The organism is Thiopseudomonas sp. SA1F2-1K (assembly GCF_057443035.1).
In genome coordinates, this window is the sequence record NZ_CM172014.1 from 1,624,114 (window position 1) to 1,639,961 (window position 15,848).

Annotated in this window: 15 protein-coding genes and 1 pseudogene; 8 read left to right on the forward strand and 8 right to left on the reverse strand. The window is 46.5% G+C overall.

Translation table 11 applies throughout. The annotated features are described in order from the left end of the window. The 4 genes from AC2T15_RS07925 (at position 1) to AC2T15_RS07940 (ending at position 2,245) form a co-directional block, all read left to right on the forward strand. A complete protein-coding gene (locus AC2T15_RS07925) occupies positions 1-696 on the forward strand; it encodes a CoA transferase subunit A (protein WP_053099880.1) in 696 nt (231 codons plus the stop codon). Positions 697-698: 2 nt separating this feature from the next. Further along, complete coding sequence (locus AC2T15_RS07930; protein WP_053102638.1) at positions 699-1,328, forward strand: CoA transferase subunit B; 630 nt, start codon at positions 699-701, stop codon at positions 1,326-1,328. A gap of 133 nt (positions 1,329-1,461) precedes the next feature. Continuing rightward, positions 1,462-1,863: a MerR family transcriptional regulator gene (locus tag AC2T15_RS07935; protein WP_286593822.1), complete on the forward strand. Its 402-nt coding sequence runs from the start codon at positions 1,462-1,464 to the stop codon at positions 1,861-1,863. Positions 1,864-1,873: 10 nt separating this feature from the next. Further along, positions 1,874-2,245, forward strand: a complete 372-nt coding sequence (locus AC2T15_RS07940; protein WP_486777985.1) for a carboxymuconolactone decarboxylase family protein — start codon at positions 1,874-1,876, stop codon at positions 2,243-2,245. Between the two features lie 74 nt (positions 2,246-2,319). Here the strand turns inward: AC2T15_RS07940 and AC2T15_RS07945 are convergent, their stop codons facing one another. Next, positions 2,320-2,883 (reverse strand): protoglobin domain-containing protein, encoded by a 564-nt coding sequence (locus AC2T15_RS07945; protein WP_286593818.1) that lies wholly within the window; start codon positions 2,881-2,883, stop codon positions 2,320-2,322. 94 nt (positions 2,884-2,977) lie between these two features. Here AC2T15_RS07945 and AC2T15_RS07950 point away from each other — a divergent pair. Further along, positions 2,978-3,082 (forward strand): annotated as a pseudogene (locus AC2T15_RS07950) (integrase core domain-containing protein); the annotation flags it as partial. A 740-nt stretch (positions 3,083-3,822) separates the two neighbouring features. Here AC2T15_RS07950 and phaP read toward each other — a convergent pair. Then, positions 3,823-4,404 (reverse strand): TIGR01841 family phasin, encoded by a 582-nt coding sequence (gene phaP, locus AC2T15_RS07955; protein WP_286593816.1) that lies wholly within the window; start codon positions 4,402-4,404, stop codon positions 3,823-3,825. A 194-nt stretch (positions 4,405-4,598) separates the two neighbouring features. Here phaP and AC2T15_RS07960 point away from each other — a divergent pair, with 194 nt between their 5' ends. The 3 genes from AC2T15_RS07960 (at position 4,599) to AC2T15_RS07970 (ending at position 11,238) form a co-directional block, all read left to right on the forward strand. After that, positions 4,599-7,139 (forward strand): DUF3141 domain-containing protein, encoded by a 2,541-nt coding sequence (locus AC2T15_RS07960; RefSeq protein ID WP_286593815.1) that lies wholly within the window; start codon positions 4,599-4,601, stop codon positions 7,137-7,139. A gap of 300 nt (positions 7,140-7,439) precedes the next feature. Beyond that, positions 7,440-8,648: an IS256 family transposase gene (locus AC2T15_RS07965; RefSeq protein WP_486777816.1), complete on the forward strand. Its 1,209-nt coding sequence runs from the start codon at positions 7,440-7,442 to the stop codon at positions 8,646-8,648. A 223-nt stretch (positions 8,649-8,871) separates the two neighbouring features. Then, positions 8,872-11,238 (forward strand): response regulator, encoded by a 2,367-nt coding sequence (locus AC2T15_RS07970; RefSeq protein WP_486777986.1) that lies wholly within the window; start codon positions 8,872-8,874, stop codon positions 11,236-11,238. Positions 11,239-11,256: 18 nt separating this feature from the next. Here the strand turns inward: AC2T15_RS07970 and AC2T15_RS07975 are convergent, their stop codons facing one another. The 6 genes from AC2T15_RS07975 to rpsF all read right to left on the reverse strand — a co-directional run bounded on the left by AC2T15_RS07975 (position 11,257) and on the right by rpsF (position 15,848). Beyond that, positions 11,257-12,117: a DMT family transporter gene (locus tag AC2T15_RS07975; protein WP_053101521.1), complete on the reverse strand. Its 861-nt coding sequence runs from the start codon at positions 12,115-12,117 to the stop codon at positions 11,257-11,259. Between the two features lie 124 nt (positions 12,118-12,241). After that, entirely contained in the window at positions 12,242-13,630 is a 1,389-nt protein-coding gene (gene dnaB, locus AC2T15_RS07980) for a replicative DNA helicase (RefSeq protein WP_053101520.1), read from the reverse strand. Between the two features lie 152 nt (positions 13,631-13,782). Next, positions 13,783-14,229, reverse strand: coding sequence for a 50S ribosomal protein L9 (rplI, locus tag AC2T15_RS07985; RefSeq protein WP_053101519.1), 447 nt, complete (start codon positions 14,227-14,229; stop codon positions 13,783-13,785). A gap of 45 nt (positions 14,230-14,274) precedes the next feature. Further along, positions 14,275-15,135, reverse strand: a complete 861-nt coding sequence (locus AC2T15_RS07990) for a YybS family protein (protein WP_053106420.1) — start codon at positions 15,133-15,135, stop codon at positions 14,275-14,277. Positions 15,136-15,163: 28 nt separating this feature from the next. Then, positions 15,164-15,394, reverse strand: coding sequence for a 30S ribosomal protein S18 (gene rpsR, locus AC2T15_RS07995; protein WP_053101517.1), 231 nt, complete (start codon positions 15,392-15,394; stop codon positions 15,164-15,166). A 28-nt stretch (positions 15,395-15,422) separates the two neighbouring features. Further along, positions 15,423-15,848: a 30S ribosomal protein S6 gene (gene rpsF, locus AC2T15_RS08000; protein ID WP_053101516.1), complete on the reverse strand. Its 426-nt coding sequence runs from the start codon at positions 15,846-15,848 to the stop codon at positions 15,423-15,425.

Here is a 15,848-nt window from a genome sequence, read left to right on the forward strand (position 1 = left end):
ATGAACAAAGTATATGCATCTGCCGCCGAGGCAATGGCGGGCGTAATTGAAGACGGTATGACCTTAGCCGTAGGTGGCTTTGGTTTATGTGGAATTCCCGAAGCGTTAATTGATGCGCTACGCGACACGGGTAAAAAAGAGCTCACCGCGATTAGTAATAACGCGGGGGTGGATGGTTTTGGTTTGGGTAAGTTACTGGAAACCCGTCAAATCAAAAAAATGATCTCTTCCTATGTGGGTGAAAATAAAGAATTCGAGCGCCAGTTTTTAGCAGGCGAGCTCGAGCTCGAGTTCACTCCTCAAGGCACACTGGCAGAAAAATTGCGCGCCGGCGGTGCGGGTATTCCAGCGTTCTTTACTAAAACAGGTTACGGCACCTTAGTGGCTGAAGGTAAAGAAACTCGCGAGTTTGATGGCGAGTGGTATGTCATGGAACGCTCATTAGTAGCAGATGTGGGCTTAGTCAAAGCCTGGAAAGCCGATAAGTCCGGCAACCTAATGTTTAATAAAACCGCCCGCAACTTTAACCCACTGGCAGCGATGGCCTCTAAGCTATGTATTGTTGAAGTGGAAGAAATTGTTGAAATTGGCGAATTAGATGCTGACCAAATCCATTTACCTGGTGTTTATGTGCAGCGCATTGTATTAAACGCCACCCCAGAAAAACGCATTGAACAACGTACGGTAAGGAGCTAATCATGGCTTGGACACGTGAACAAATGGCACAACGTGCCGCCCAAGAGTTGCAAGATGGTTTCTACGTGAATCTCGGCATTGGCTTACCTACCCTAGTAGCTAACTACATTCCAGATGGCATGAACGTTTGGCTACAAAGTGAAAATGGTCTCCTCGGAATTGGCCCTTTCCCTACCGAAGACACCATTGATCCTGATCTTATCAATGCCGGTAAACAAACCATTACCGCCCTGCCCGGCGGCAGCTTCTTTGATAGCGCCACCAGCTTTGGCATGATCCGCGGTGGTCATATTAACCTCTCGATTCTGGGCGCGATGCAGGTCTCCGAACAAGGTGACCTCGCCAACTGGATGATTCCCGGCAAAATGGTCAAAGGCATGGGCGGCGCGATGGACTTGGTCGCGGGAGTTAAGCGCGTGGTGGTGCTGATGGAGCACACCGCACGCAATGGCGATCAGAAAATTTTGAAAGTGTGTGATCTACCGTTAACCGGAGTGGCAGTGGTTGATCGGATTATCACTGACCTAGGCGTTTTAGATGTGACCCCTGAAGGGCTAAAACTAGTCGAGTTAGCCGATGGCGTTAGCTTTGAACAGCTCCAAACCGCCACTGGCTGTGAAATTCTGCGCTAAAGCCTTACCATTGCATTACGTCTTACCCCTTTTTACGCGGAACTTAGTTTCCGCGTTTTTTTGCCTAACGTATGGCTAGCCATGAGTTAAGCGGCTAGCTATACGCTAGGCAAGACTGCCTAAGGAAATTTGTATGAGTCAAAAACCACGTACCTTTAGCATTTCAGAGCTAGCCAGCGAATTAGATATCACCACCCGTGCCATTCGCTTTTATGAAGAACAAGGGATGCTGAGCCCTGCCCGTCGCGGACAAGAACGGGTTTACAGCCCGAAAGATCGGGTGGCCTTAAAATTGATTTTGCGTGGCAAACGGATTGGCTTTTCCCTGGCTGAATGCAAAACCCTAATTGAGCTGTATGATCCCCAAGCCGGTAATCAAAAACAGTTAAATATTATGCTCAATATGATTAACGAGCGCCGTTTACAGCTTGAGCAACAAATTCTAGATATTAAACAAATGCAGCTTGAACTGGATACTGCTGAAGAGCGCTGCTTAACAGCCCTTGAGCAAACCAAACAAGCAGCCGCTAATTAAGGAGTATTTCATGAGTCAGTCCCCCGTTGCCGCTAACACCGTCCGCCGTGAAGTTATGGGCGATGCCTTTGTTGATCGCGCTATGAACAACGCCACTGAGTTTACCCAACCCCTGCAAGACTTTATTAACCAACATGCCTGGGGCTCAGTCTGGGAGCGTGAAGGGCTCAGCCGTAAAGAGCGTAGTTTAATTACTATTGCTGCCTTAACTGCACTCAAAGCCTCGCAAGAACTTAAAGGTCATGTGCGTGGGGCGCTAAATAATGGCTGTACGGTTGAAGAAATTCGTGAAGCAATTTTACACTGCGCGGTGTATGCGGGTGTGCCTGCTGCTGGCGAAGCCTTTCGCGCGGCGCAAGAAGTGATTGAAGCAAAAGCCTAAACTAAGGTTTTAACGCCCAGTGAACGCAGCACTTTTCTGCGTTCACTGGTACGAGTACACCCTAGAGTCGATAATTAGAAAGCTGCCGCTAAGTTGTTAAATAATGCTCGCGACATGCCTGTAATAGTCAGAAAACGCTCTAACTCTCCGCGTAAAGTATCTTCTGAGTAAGACTTTTGCATAACTAGCTGACTAAAACCACATAGCGCAATCATCGCCTTACTGGCAGCCAAACGAGTTTCAGCATCGAGCGAACTTTCTTTTGCTAGCACTTCTAATAACTCTTGTTGAATCAAGGCCATACCAGAGGTCATAAACTCTACTGGCAACTTCACTTTCACGTGAACTTCACCAATGTGGTGCATCCACTGAGTGTATTTAGCATCGATTTCCTGAGTGAACAGACTTTCTAACCACTGCCTATGTGTTTTCTTTAAGTGTTCAACACGTCCTTCAAGCAAGGCTGCGGTAGAAGGCACATCTTGTAAAACCTCATAAAAACGATTAGTCACTCGATCCAGGTGCGGAATAATTTTAGGCTCGATTTGACGAATCAGCGCTTCTCCTTCAGCAGTTAAATGCACCAGTTTCTTACTTTCTTCACATACTTCGTTAAAATCAACACTTTCCGCAGTCATCATCAAACCTATATATCGAAAATTTTTTAGTTACTGCTTCTGCCGCACGTTTCACATCTAAGAAAATCAGCCCTAACTTAGCATTTGCTTTGAACAGGCTCAAGAACTTGCTACACAATGGCTTTGGACTTATAACAACGAACGCCCTCACACTGCTATCGGAGGAGTACCGCCAAGGCAGCTATTACAGGCAGCTTAAATTCTACAAATGAGCACTGTGGAAAATGGGGGGATTACAGACAGGCTACGATACCGGAAGCTTCGCACCACTATGCTCTCACTCAACAAGAGATAGAGAAGTAGTTGAGCGATATCGAAACCGGCATGGGAATCACCCTGAAGGCCAATCCCAAGAATATTGCAGAGTAGATGAAGCCCTTCTTCGTGAGCTCAAATAAGCCCACGACGAGGCGAGGCGAGGCGAGGCCAGAATTCAATTTCCTAAAACAGCTGCAGCGCCATCTCGAATCGAGCGACGAATTATTGAATAAGTTATTACCGAGATGGTAACCGATGACAATGGGTAACGGTGATTCAGTCACGGCTTAGTTACTACCGTTCCACCAAAGCCAAATATCGAATCAACTAAATTCCAGTCACTAACACTGAGACCACTGGCAAGCACTACAACGAACAACGAACAACGAACAACGAACAACGAACAACGAACAACGAACAACGAACAACGAACAACGAACAACGACATCATTAGGCACAGGGGATGAAAACACCCAGCAAGGTTTATCGACAATTAGCGGCTTGAGCATGCCAGTTACGCTGCAACAATAGATATTCCAATGCTTAACTTGTGATATCCACGAACTACTTTTACTTTAAATTCAGGTGAGCACTTAAATACAAAAGCCCCCAAAAGTTAGTCCAACTTTTGGGGGCAGTTCATACAATCATTGTACGAGTTTTTTTAGTTAACAGCTTAACTTAGCTTTTTTTCGGTGCAGCAGGTGCTGCTGCTTTTGCCGCATTTTGCGTCGCTTGGTTAGCAGCTTGGGTGGCCGTAGCTAAGCTGCTTTCTGCAAAGTCAGCGACTTGCTGAGCTGCTTGCTGGGCGTTCTCAAACAGCGTGTTGGCATTTTCAAAAGCTGTTTTCATTACCTGGACCACAGGCTCGCTACCAGCTGGCGCATTCTTAGCAAGGTTTTCTACTGTTTCTTGAGCGGTTTTAACGCCCTCAGTAACTTGCTTACCAGCTAATTGCTTAATTTCAGTTTGTGCTTGGTTGATCACATCATAGGCTTGACGATTTAACTCAGCTAAGCGCTCGGCTTGGGTCGCTGGGTTAAATAAGCTGGTTTGCAACTCAACCAGTGATTGCGCATCAGTAACAGCTAATAATTTACGTGCATTGGTTAAGGTGTCTTCAGTGGCTGCACGCATCGCTTTTAACTGCAATTGAGTCAGTTGCTCTACGCTTGACAGCATCGTTTGGCTTAATTGCTGCAGTAATTCTAAGTTAGAGTTTTGTGCTTTTTTCAGTGCTTCATTATCAAAAAAGTTTTGCATGGCGCTTCTCCATCCCAGTGGGGGTTAATTTTTAAACTGAGTCCATGATACCAAGCTAAAAATTAGATGCAACTATTATTTTGCACTGCACAAAAAATCCTTCCATATTTCTCTACAGCCTGTAGAATGCTTATAAACGCAGCATTGCCACTGCCTTTAACGATGAATTTCTTTATCCAACTCCAGGTAAACCAATGCAAAACTCTAATTTTATTGCAAAGCAACAAGCCTCTTTTGCTACTGCAAAAGCCGTTAACCAACACCTGAGTCAGCTATCAAATACCCAAACTCAGCATTTTTTAAGCGCCCAACAGCAGCGTCAGCAGCAATTACTAAAACCGCTTAAAGAACACGCACTAAAAATCCCCACCCTAAATGACTGGGGCAACTATTTAGGCGATCTTAGTCAGCGCTGGGTTTTATTTCTTGATACCCTGCGCCAGCGTGGCGATAACACCCTCGCCCATGCCGCCGCTGGCTACCCCGTGCTCTTAAAATTTGACTATGAAGTTATTTTAGATGGCCTAAATTTTAGCCGTCCGGTGAACTACTCATTACTTAAAATCACCCCTCGCGCTGAAGATAAAATTGATCCAACCCTGCCACCGGTCATCGTGATTGACCCGCGCGGTGGCCATGGCGCCGGCATTGGCGGCTTTAAAAAAGACTCTGAAATCGGCGAAAGCTTAAGAGCCGGCCACCCTACTTACTTTATTGCTTTTGGCCATAATCCAGCGCCAGGCCAAACCTTAGTCGATATCGCCAATGCTCAGGTGCAATTTATTCAGCAAGTCATGCAGCTGCACCCTGAGGCCGATAAACCAGTACTTATTGGCAACTGCCAAGCTGGCTGGGCATTAATGGGTTTAGCCGCTACCCGCCCAGAATTACCTGGCGTGGTCATCATCAATGGTGCCCCGCTGTCCTACTGGGCAGGTGAGAATGGCAGTAATAACCCAATGCGTTACAGTGGTGGTCTCTTAGGTGGCGCTTGGATGACCCGCTTTGGCAGTGATCTTGGCAACGGCCGTTTTGATGGCGCTTGGTTAGTCAGCAACTTTGCTCACTTAAATCTGGCTAACACCTATTGGACCAAGTATTACAACCTATTTAGCCAAATCGATACTGAGCCTCCGCGTTTTCTTGATTTTGAACGCTGGTGGGGCGCACCGAGCCTACTCAATGGTGAAGAAATCGAAGCCATTGTTGACGAGTTATTTATTGGCAATCGCTTAGCCGGACTCAATGATGGCCGCGGTAACCTCGTTGATCTACGCCAAATTAAAGCGCCCATCGTGGTCTTTAGTTCCTATGGCGATAACATTACTCCGCCACAGCAGGCACTCAATTGGATTGCTGACCTCTACCCCGATGATCTGGCTTTGCGCGCTTCTGGGCAAACCATTGTTTACTTAAAGCACGACACCATTGGCCACTTAGGCATTTTTGTCTCCGGTAAGGTGGCACGCCGCGAGCACCGGGAAATGATTGGGGCCATTGAATCAATTAAAGTGCTACCGCCAGGTTTGTTTGAGCTGATTATTGATGACGTGGAAAACCAGAAAACTCAAGAACTCAGCTATAAAGTGCACTTTGAACCGCGCTCCATTATCGATCTTCGCCCCACCGACTGCGTTAAATGCGATGACGAGCAAGAATTCATCCAGGTTGAGCGCGTATCCAGCATGACCAGTAACCTATATGACTGGACCCTACGCCCGGTGATTCGCCAACTCATTAACGAACCAAGCGCCAAGCTGATTCGCGAACTGCATCCATTTCGCTTAGAGCAAACCTTTTTTAGCAGCTTAAATCCTCTAATGAGCTGGCTGCCGGGTATGGCGCAATTGGCCAAACAGCAACGTCGTCCAGTTAATCCAGATAACCCGTTACTGGCTTGGCAAAACTTTTACTCCACTTGGATTGAGTCTTCACTGAATACGGTGCAAGAAGTCATTAACTCGACCCAAGAAATGGCCTTCCATGCCCTATATGGTGCCCTCGGCGCCCTTGACGATCGCAGTGCAACCCAAGCCGCGCTGCAGCAAATGAGCGAAGAAAAAGGCTTATCATTAATGGAGCAACTCGAGCAGCAAATTGATCAAGGCGGCGCTTTGGAGGCTACCTTACGCATTTTACTGCTATTTGCCCGCGCAGAAGGACGAATCAATAAAGAGCGCTTAGAGTATTTGGAAAGCAGTTACCGTAAGCTGTTAGCCGATAGCCCTGAGCTGCCTAACCGCGAAACCATTAAGGCTGCGATGCATCAGCAAAACCTCATTGTGTTTGCTTACCCCGAAGAAAGCCTAAATGCGTTACCGAAGCTACTGGGTGATGAAAAAACGCGCCAAACGGTGCTCAATATTGCCCGCGAAGTAGAGCCTGTTTGGCAAAAAGACGATGGCGAGTTTGGTAAGCTCTGGGCCAAATTATATAAGGTGCTCAATCAGCCCAATTTATTATTTGGCCAAAGCTTAGAAGCTCCAAAGCCAACTGCGCCAGCGTCAGGTTCAACTGCGGCAGAAAAACAACCCGCAACCAAGCCTGCCTCTGCTGCAACGGCAACCCATACGGCTACTACCGGTAGTAAAACCACTGCCAGTCAACCGGCAGCTAAAGCAGCCCTGCGCACAACCCGTAGCCGTAGTACAACACGTACCGCACGCAAACCAGCGCCTAAAGCAACAACACCAACTGCTAAACCAAGCTCAACGACTACCGAGAGTGATAACTAAGCACGCTGTAAAAAACAAACTGAAAGAGCACATGTAGCTGACAAACCCCGCCTTTTTTGGTGGGGTTTGTCGTTTTATACACTTCAATGCCGCTTTTGGGGTAAGTGTTCAAAGAGCGAAAGTCTTTGCTCCAAGGTCTTAGAAAGCAAACTGGGCTTAAGTGAGCGTGTAAACAGACATTTAGAGGACAAGAGGTTTACAAAAGCGGCATTATTCTGCCAATAGTACGGTGTTCTGAGACTGTAATTAAATCTGTGTAACTGTTTATCATTGACCCCTAACGGGAAGGATAAACAGACGATGAACAAAAAAGACCTCGAAGCCTTTGCACGCGAAGCGGCAAAAGGTATTAAAACTGAAAAAGACCTGACAGACATGCGAGCCATGCTCACCAAAGTGATGGTTGAAGCAGCGCTTAGCGTTGAGCTTGATGAACATTTAGGCTATCGCAAGCACGAGCAGTCCAGCTCAGAAAACAGCCGCAACGGTGTCACGCGCAAAACCGTGCGCACTGAAGACGGCCAGTTTGAGCTGGATACGCCACGTGACCGACAAGGTGATTTTGAACCGCAGCTGGTGAAAAAGCACCAAACTCGCTTTACCTCGATGGATGATAAAATCCTTTTTCTCTATGCCCAAGGCATGACGACACGAGAAATTGTCGATACCTTCAAAGAAATGTACGGCGCAGATGTGTCTGCAAGCCTCATATCTAAAGTCACTGATGCCGTTATTGATCAGGTAGTTGAGTGGCAGTCACGGCCACTGGATGCGGTTTACCCCATCGTTTATCTGGACTGCATTGTGGTTAAAATCCGCCAAGATAAGCATGTTATCAACAAAGCCGTTTATCTTGCTCTAGGCGTGAATATGGAAGGCCAAAAAGAGCTATTAGGCTTATGGCTGTCTGAAAATGAAGGCGCTAAGTTCTGGCTTAATGTGCTCACTGAGCTTCAAAATCGGGGCGTAAAAGATATATTAATTGCCTGTGTTGACGGGCTAAAAGGCTTCCCTGATGCCATTAATGCGGTCTTCCCTGAGACTCAAATTCAGCTTTGTATCGTTCACATGGTACGCAACTCAGTCAAATATGTGCCCTGGAAGGACTACAAGGCCGTCACCGCCGAGTTAAAGCAAATATACCAATCAGTCACCGAAGAAGAAGCCTTGCTCGCCCTGAACCAATTTGCTGAGCACTGGGACGACAAGTACCCACAAATCAGCAAGTCATGGCGGACGCACTGGCATAACCTCAATACCCTGTTCAATTATCCTGCTGATATCAGAAAGGTGATTTACACCACCAACGCCATTGAATCGCTGAATAGCGTGATCCGCAAAGCCATCAAAAAACGTAAATTGTTCCCAACCGATGACTCGGCTAAGAAAGTCATCTATTTGGCAATCCAAAATGCGTCCAAGAAGTGGACCATGCCGATCAGAGATTGGAAACCGGCATTGAATCGATTTATGATTGAGTTTGAAGACCGCTTAAAAGATTATATTTAACCTTGGCAGTTACACAGAATCATTTACAGGGTCGGTGTTCTTGATGTTTTTTGCTGTAGCAGTCATCAAACTCTCCTCCTCGGCCGACTGATTGATGCTCACTGCGAATACCGAATAAGCGGTATTGATACGAATAAAGCGCCCGTCGCTGCCGATTATCAGTTACAGTAAATGGCATCTAACTTCACTGTGTTTCTGCTTATTATTTTTGGCTAGCCCAGTTATGACAAACTACCGTCACACCATTGGCTTTTATGGCATCACGCTACTTTGCAGCGCGCTGTACTTGCTTTTGTTAACCCCTGAATTAATCACCTTTAACAGCATCAGCAGCTTCGAGCTTCCCGATGAGCGGCTGCGCGCTGTGACTTTCCAAGAAATTTTGTCAAATAGCCCACTGCTTAAAGGCTTCTTATTAGGTACCGGCGCAATTCTTACTGCCTACAACTTAACGCGTTTGATTATGAACCGAAACTTTCAGTACCTGTGGCTAATTTTAATTCAGCTGATGCAGATTGTGTTTTTACTCAGCTTAAGTGACACCTTTTCCTTTTGGCATCATCCCTCATTTAATGCCTACAACTATGACTTTCACTTTCCAGCTATTATTATTTTTACCCTCACACAACTGCTGGCACTACACATCACCTACAATCAACACGATTTTAGTCAAGCCTATAAGCACCTGATTGTACATCTGGCACTGACTGCACTATTAGCTATTTTGATGCTGGTTAGCGAACATTCATTGATTAGCACCCTCAGTTTTTTGCTACTGACTTGCTTTACTTTATACCCAGCAGTCCTGTTTTTTATACATGCCTCCAGCCGCCCCTACCCACCCGCTTTCTTATTAGCCAGCGGCTTATTGATGCTTAACCTACCCTTATTGTTAAGCTGGCCGCTATTAAGCATCTCGATTAGCAATACCTTAAATATTTTTATCTTAATCTCTTTGCTCTGCATTCCCTTTACCGGTTACCTACTGAGCTTAGCCCTCACTACCCACGATTATAATTTACTGCTCAAGCGTTACAAAAAACTGCAGCACACAGATATGCAACAGACTTATAGAAAAGCCCAATCCGAGCTACTGGCGCAACTCAGTCACGAGGTGCGCACACCAATGAATGGTGTATTGGGCATGGTGGGATTACTGCTAGACACACCGCTATCAATCAAACAACGAGAATATGCTTCAGGGATTAATCGAGCTAGTAATGAATTACTCTCACTGATCAATGGCGTATTGGATATTTCACACCTACAGTCGAATCAGATTGAACTGCATTTAGCCCAGTTTGAGCTGAATGCCTTACTTAGCGACTGCCTAGAAGCCTTTGCTAATCAAGCTCGCGAGCAACAAGTGGATCTAGTTAACTTTACTCAACCACAAGTACCACGCCTCGCTCACGGCGACCCAATGCGCTTGCGCCAAGTGATTTTAAGTTTGCTCAATAGCGCCTTTCAGCGCACCCAGCAAGCTGAAATTATTGTTACTGTCACCATTAAAAGTAATGACACCCTCTGCGTTAGCGTACAAAGTTATGGTCAGCCGTTAACTACAGAAGAACAGGCCTTAGTCACTCAACTACCGCTCTTTATGCGCCCCCAACTAAATCAAGAGGCGGTACGTAAATACCTAGGACTGGCCATCGCCCATCATTTGACTCGGCTGATGCATGGCAGCCTGAGCTATGAGCAAGATCAGCACAGTTCAACCCTTACCCTTGTAGTGCCGCTGGTTTTTGTGCCAAATAAAATCAGTGAAAACTCAATGATGGATCTGTTAAATGACCAAGCGTTGCTGATTGTAGAGCCAAACTTAGTCTGCCGACAAATTTTAGTACAACAGTGCCAAGAATGGGGAATGAACGTTTTTAGCAGTGCCACCGCCTTGGAAGCCCTAGCTATCTTACGCACCCAAGCCAATTTACAGCAAAAAATTCATGTGCTGCTGATCACCAAAGAGTTAGCCGACTTAACTGGCCTTGAACTGGCGGTACGCATTCAAGAGGAGCAAGATTTAGCCCACGAGTGCAGCTTAATCTTACTTAGCAATAGTTCGCCAAACAGCATTGATGCACGTAACGCAGGGATTAACTACGTCTTACTGAAACCGGTGAGCAGCTACACCCTAAAAGCCACCTTAGCCGACGCCTTTGCTGGTCAGCAGCCCTATAAAGCCGCACCACAGCAACCCTTGCCAAGCCGCGAAAGCATGCGCGTATTGGTGGTTGAAGATAATGCCATTTCAACCAAAGTCATTGCCGGACTATTAAAAAAGCTCAACATCACCTGCGACAGCGCACGCAGTGGTGAACAAGCACTCAATCTACTTAAAAGTAAACCCTATGATCTGGTGCTGATGGACTGCCAAATGCCGACCCTAGATGGGTTTAAAACCACCGAACTCTGGCGGATTTATGAGCGTAAACACAACCTCAAACCACTGCCGATTATTGCTTTAACCGCCCATGTCTTAGACGAATATAAAGAACAAGCCATGGCCAGTGGGATGAATGGGCATCTAGCCAAACCGATTGACTTTAATGAGCTCAATCAGCTCATTGATGGCTACTCAAAGTAGCCATCAGCCCACTCCCCCTTAAGCGTTACGGCGCTGCAGCCAAGCCACTAAAATACCGCTACCAATGATGATGGCCACCCCGCCCCAAGCCAATAAGTCCGGCGACTGATCAAAAGCAAATACACCAATCAACGCGGCAAAAATAATCTGCCCGTAAGTGAAAGGCGCTAAGGTTGCCGCTGACGCATATTTAAGCGCAATGGTTAGCAGCATATGCGCCACCATGCCAAGGGCTCCTAAAATCAGTAAAAATAACAGATCCCAACCTGCGGGCTGCACTTCGACGCTAACAAAAGGCATTATCACGGTTAAAGCAATGGTGCCAATTAGCCCCGATAAAAAGTTACTAGTGACCGTATGATCAAAAGAAGCCAAACGTCTCGCAATCAGCTGATAACTACCAAAACAAAACGAAGCCGCGACCGGCATTAAAATAGCCCAAGTAAATAATGCCCCACCTGGCCTTACCACCAAGAGCACACCGCACAAACCAATCACGACAGCCACCCACTGCCCGAGCGAAATCTGCTCCTTTAAAAAAATTGCCGATAACACCGTAACAATCAGAGGCGCTAAAAACATTACCGCAGTTGCTTCAGCTAGCGGGATATAGCGCAAACCGCCAATAAACAAACCGCTAATACCCAGTAAGCACAGGCCACGCAGCAGTTGTAGCCAAGGCCGTTTAGTACGCACTAAATCGAGCTTCATCTTGGGCCCAAACAAGATAATCATCAGCACTGTCTGGACCGTATAACGCAGCCAAACCACTAGCGCTAAAGGATAAATGGCCGTTAAATACTTAGAAAAACCATCATGGGTCGCCAGCAAGGCACCCGCGCACAAAATAAATAAAATGCCTATTACAGGGTTATTCATGAAAATTCCATGTTGAGTGCATTAGTTAGCAAGCTAACTATGATAGCGGAAACTTTGCTAAATTGCAGGCTATCGCTTAGCCGCTGCTAGCTCTCAGCCCTGACTAGTCAGCGGCTACAACTCATTAGTCGTAATCTGGGTAGTGATTAGCCAGTGATTCGAAACGTGTGTATTGGCCTAAAAATGCTAGACGCACCGTACCAATGGGACCATTTCGTTGCTTACCGATAATAATCTCAGCCACCCCTTTATGCTCAGTTTCAGGGTGGTACACCTCGTCGCGATAAACAAACATAATCACGTCAGCATCCTGCTCAATCGCCCCTGACTCACGCAAGTCTGAGTTAACTGGACGCTTGTTAGGCCGCTGCTCTAAGGCGCGGTTAAGCTGGGACAGCGCCACCACTGGGCAATCAAACTCTTTGGCTAAGGCTTTTAAAGAGCGAGAAATCTCTGAGATTTCATTGGTCCGGTTATCACCACTGCTTCCAGCAATTTGCATCAACTGCAGATAGTCAATCATGATCAAGCCTATCTCACCATGCTCCCGGGCTAAGCGGCGCGTACGGGCACGCATTTCTGATGGGCTAATACCTGCTGTATCATCGATAAACAGCTTTTTATTCTGAATTTTACTTACTGCTACTCCTAAACGATCCCACTCATCACCTTCTAGCTGCCCAGTACGGACTTTAGTTTGGTTAATTTTTCCTAACGAGGAAATCATCCGCATCATCAGTGATTCAGCCGGCATTTCTAACGAGTACACAATCACTGCTTTGTCGCTTTCTAATAACGCATTTTCGACTAGGTTCATAGCAAAGGTGGTTTTACCCATGGAGGGACGCCCCGCCACAATAATTAAATCACCTTTTTGCAGGCCACTGGTTTTATCATTAAGGTCATTAAAACCGGTTGTCAGTCCGGTTAAGCCGCCTTTCGACTGACGCAAAGTATCAATCGTATTTAGCGTGCTGCTTAACAATTCGCTAACGCCAATAGCCCCACCCACTTTGGGCCGCGACTCAGCAATCTGGAAAATTTTACGCTCAGCTTCATCCAAAATTTCATTACCGGCCCGCCCTTTAGGCAAGTAGGCACTATCGGCAATCTCACCACTGATCTTAATCAGTTCGCGCAGCGTGGCCCGCTCACGAATAATCTCTGAGTAGGCACGAATATTAGCAACCGAGGGGGTATTAGTAACAAGCTCGCCCAAATAAGCTAGGCCACCAATTTTTTCTAGCTCACCACTGACTTCTAAATCATCAGCCAAAGTCACCATATCAAAGGGGCTATTTTTTTCTGCCAGTCGCTCAATCGCACGAAAAATTAAACGATGATCGTAACGATAAAAATCACCGGCTGAAACCAAGTCTAAAACCCGCTCCCAAGCATTATTATTTTGCATCAAACCACCAAGCACGGCTTGCTCGGCTTCAATTGAGTGAGGTGGGGTTTTCAGAGCACTGGTTTCTAAATCCAATGGGACAGAAAGCGTATCTTGCTGCATAAATAGGCTACCTAAGGTCATAAATGACTTAAAAATCATCAGCTATTTTTAAATCATCTAGTGTAACGAAGAATCTGTAGAAACAACAAAGGGCACACTTTCTAAGAAAATGTGCCCTTTGCGGTTAATCTTGCAAACAATTAGTGAACTAATTAGCCTGCAACAACGATTAACTTAATGGTTGCTTCAACATCAGTGTGCAAGTTCAACGTAACGTCGTACTCACCGGTCTGACGGATAGTACCATTTGGTAAACGAACTTCGCTCTTCACTACTTCAACACCTGACGCAGTTAATGCATCAGCGATGTCTTGAGTACCGATAGAACCAAATAGTTTACCTTCCTCACCGGTATTCGCAGTGATAGTAACTTCCAACTCATTGAGCTGAGCTGCACGAGCTTCAGCAGCAGCACGCTTTTCAGCAGCTGCTTTTTCTAATTCAGCGCGACGCGCTTCAAACGCAGCAACGTTTTCAGCGGTAGCTGGGGTTGCTTTACCTTGTGGTAACAAGAAGTTACGGCCGTAACCAGCCTTAACATTTACTTTGTCACCTAGGTCGCCCAAATTAGCAACTTTTTCTAACAGGATGACTTCCATTTGAGTCTTACCTCTTTAGTTTCAACTTTCACCGTTCGCCTGGCGCTAACGTGAACGCACCCGACGAAAATCAAACAGGCTATCGCCCAAGGCTAAAATTACCAGCAAGGGATAAACAAACTGCATAAACAAAAACAGCACGATGTAAAACGTCACTAAAGCAAACTTACTTAAGCCACGTTTTGCTACCCAGCCATGGATCAAGGCCACACCTGCAAAGGCTAATGGCACACTGCATAGTGGCGTCAGCATCGCTGCAGCCACACCCATATTGGGAGCAAAAAACATCGCCAGCACTAATGGAATGGCAAACTTAGGCGACAATCGAAACGACCTAAATTCAGCAGCAAATCCACCCGGATTGTACAGTGCAGCTTGCCAATAACGCGCTAACGTTAACGACAGCACCGACACCCACAACATTACCGTAGCAAAGAGCCCAGTTAATACCGGAATAATTAAGCTAGTTAAATGTTGCTGCTCAGTCGCTGATAGCTGCTCGTACATCCCACCCAGCATTTGTGGCATAAACTCAGAAAGCTTAGCCGCTAACTGCTCAATTGGCTCAGGGTAAACCCCTGCAAGCAACACCGCGCCTACTGTTCCTGCTACCAGTCCAGCACCTAATGCGGCGCCTAGCGATACCGTTTGTCGCAACACATAGGCCATCAATAAGCTGATGACATACACCGCGATAGCCCGTGGGTCACCCACACTAGCCCAAACTACACCTGGCAAAGCCCCCCATAACACTACTTGAGCAGCTTGCTGGAGACCGCGTCGCATTAACACTAAACTTGCAGCAGCTGCACCTAACCAAAACAACATAGGTGCAGCCATCATCAACACAATTATAATAATTGCGTGCATGCGACTTCGCATTACTAGTTCTGCAAAAGCGCGCATGTTTATCCTTACCTAATCTAACCTAGTATCAACGGCCGTGGCTGTCGGTGTAGGGCAGCAGAGCCAAGTAACGCGCGCGCTTAATAGCGGTTGCTAGTTGACGCTGATATTTTGCTTTAGTACCAGTGATACGGCTAGGAACAATCTTGCCAGTTTCAGATACATAAGCTTTTAAAGTATTTAGATCTTTGTAATCGATCTCGGTCACGCCTTCAGCTGTAAAACGGCAGAACTTGCGACGACGGAAAAAACGTGCCATGACTGTGGCTCCTCAATAGACTCGGGAATTACTCGTCAGCGTCTTCTTCGCTGTCGTCTTCGCTGTCATCTTCATCATCAGCGTTGTCGGCAGTTTCAGGACGCTCACGGCGCTCACGACGCTCATTACGGCTTTCTTCAGCTTTTAGCATTTCAGATTGCTCTGTAACGGCTTCGTCACGACGAATAATTAGGTTACGCAATACAGCATCATTGTAGCGGAAGCTATCTTCTAGCTCGGCTAATGCAGCTGCGCTGCACTCTACGTTTAATAAAATGTAGTGTGCTTTGTGTAAGTCATCGATTGGGTAAGCCAGTTGACGACGACCCCAGTCTTCTAGACGGTGAACTTTACCACCATCTTCTTCGATCAGCTTGGTATAACGCTCTACCATGCCACCGACTTGTTCGCTCTGATCTGGGTGGACCAGAAATACAATTTCGTAATGACGCAT

Excerpts from the sequence above, each read along its gene's own strand:
- AC2T15_RS07925 (WP_053099880.1), top strand. The coding sequence starts at position 1 with ATGAACAAAGTATATGCATCTGCCGCCGAGGCAATGGCGGGCGTAATT.
- AC2T15_RS07930 (WP_053102638.1), top strand. The coding sequence starts at position 699 with ATGGCTTGGACACGTGAACAAATGGCACAACGTGCCGCCCAAGAGTTG.
- AC2T15_RS07935 (WP_286593822.1), top strand. The coding sequence starts at position 1,462 with ATGAGTCAAAAACCACGTACCTTTAGCATTTCAGAGCTAGCCAGCGAA.
- AC2T15_RS07940 (WP_486777985.1), top strand. The coding sequence starts at position 1,874 with ATGAGTCAGTCCCCCGTTGCCGCTAACACCGTCCGCCGTGAAGTTATG.
- AC2T15_RS07945 (WP_286593818.1), bottom strand. The coding sequence starts at position 2,883 with ATGACTGCGGAAAGTGTTGATTTTAACGAAGTATGTGAAGAAAGTAAG.
- phaP (WP_286593816.1), bottom strand. The coding sequence starts at position 4,404 with ATGCAAAACTTTTTTGATAATGAAGCACTGAAAAAAGCACAAAACTCT.
- AC2T15_RS07960 (WP_286593815.1), top strand. The coding sequence starts at position 4,599 with ATGCAAAACTCTAATTTTATTGCAAAGCAACAAGCCTCTTTTGCTACT.
- AC2T15_RS07965 (WP_486777816.1), top strand. The coding sequence starts at position 7,440 with ATGAACAAAAAAGACCTCGAAGCCTTTGCACGCGAAGCGGCAAAAGGT.
- AC2T15_RS07970 (WP_486777986.1), top strand. The coding sequence starts at position 8,872 with ATGACAAACTACCGTCACACCATTGGCTTTTATGGCATCACGCTACTT.
- AC2T15_RS07975 (WP_053101521.1), bottom strand. The coding sequence starts at position 12,117 with ATGAATAACCCTGTAATAGGCATTTTATTTATTTTGTGCGCGGGTGCC.
- dnaB (WP_053101520.1), bottom strand. The coding sequence starts at position 13,630 with ATGCAGCAAGATACGCTTTCTGTCCCATTGGATTTAGAAACCAGTGCT.
- rplI (WP_053101519.1), bottom strand. The coding sequence starts at position 14,229 with ATGGAAGTCATCCTGTTAGAAAAAGTTGCTAATTTGGGCGACCTAGGT.
- AC2T15_RS07990 (WP_053106420.1), bottom strand. The coding sequence starts at position 15,135 with ATGCGCGCTTTTGCAGAACTAGTAATGCGAAGTCGCATGCACGCAATT.
- rpsR (WP_053101517.1), bottom strand. The coding sequence starts at position 15,394 with ATGGCACGTTTTTTCCGTCGTCGCAAGTTCTGCCGTTTTACAGCTGAA.
- rpsF (WP_053101516.1), bottom strand. The coding sequence starts at position 15,848 with ATGCGTCATTACGAAATTGTATTTCTGGTCCACCCAGATCAGAGCGAA.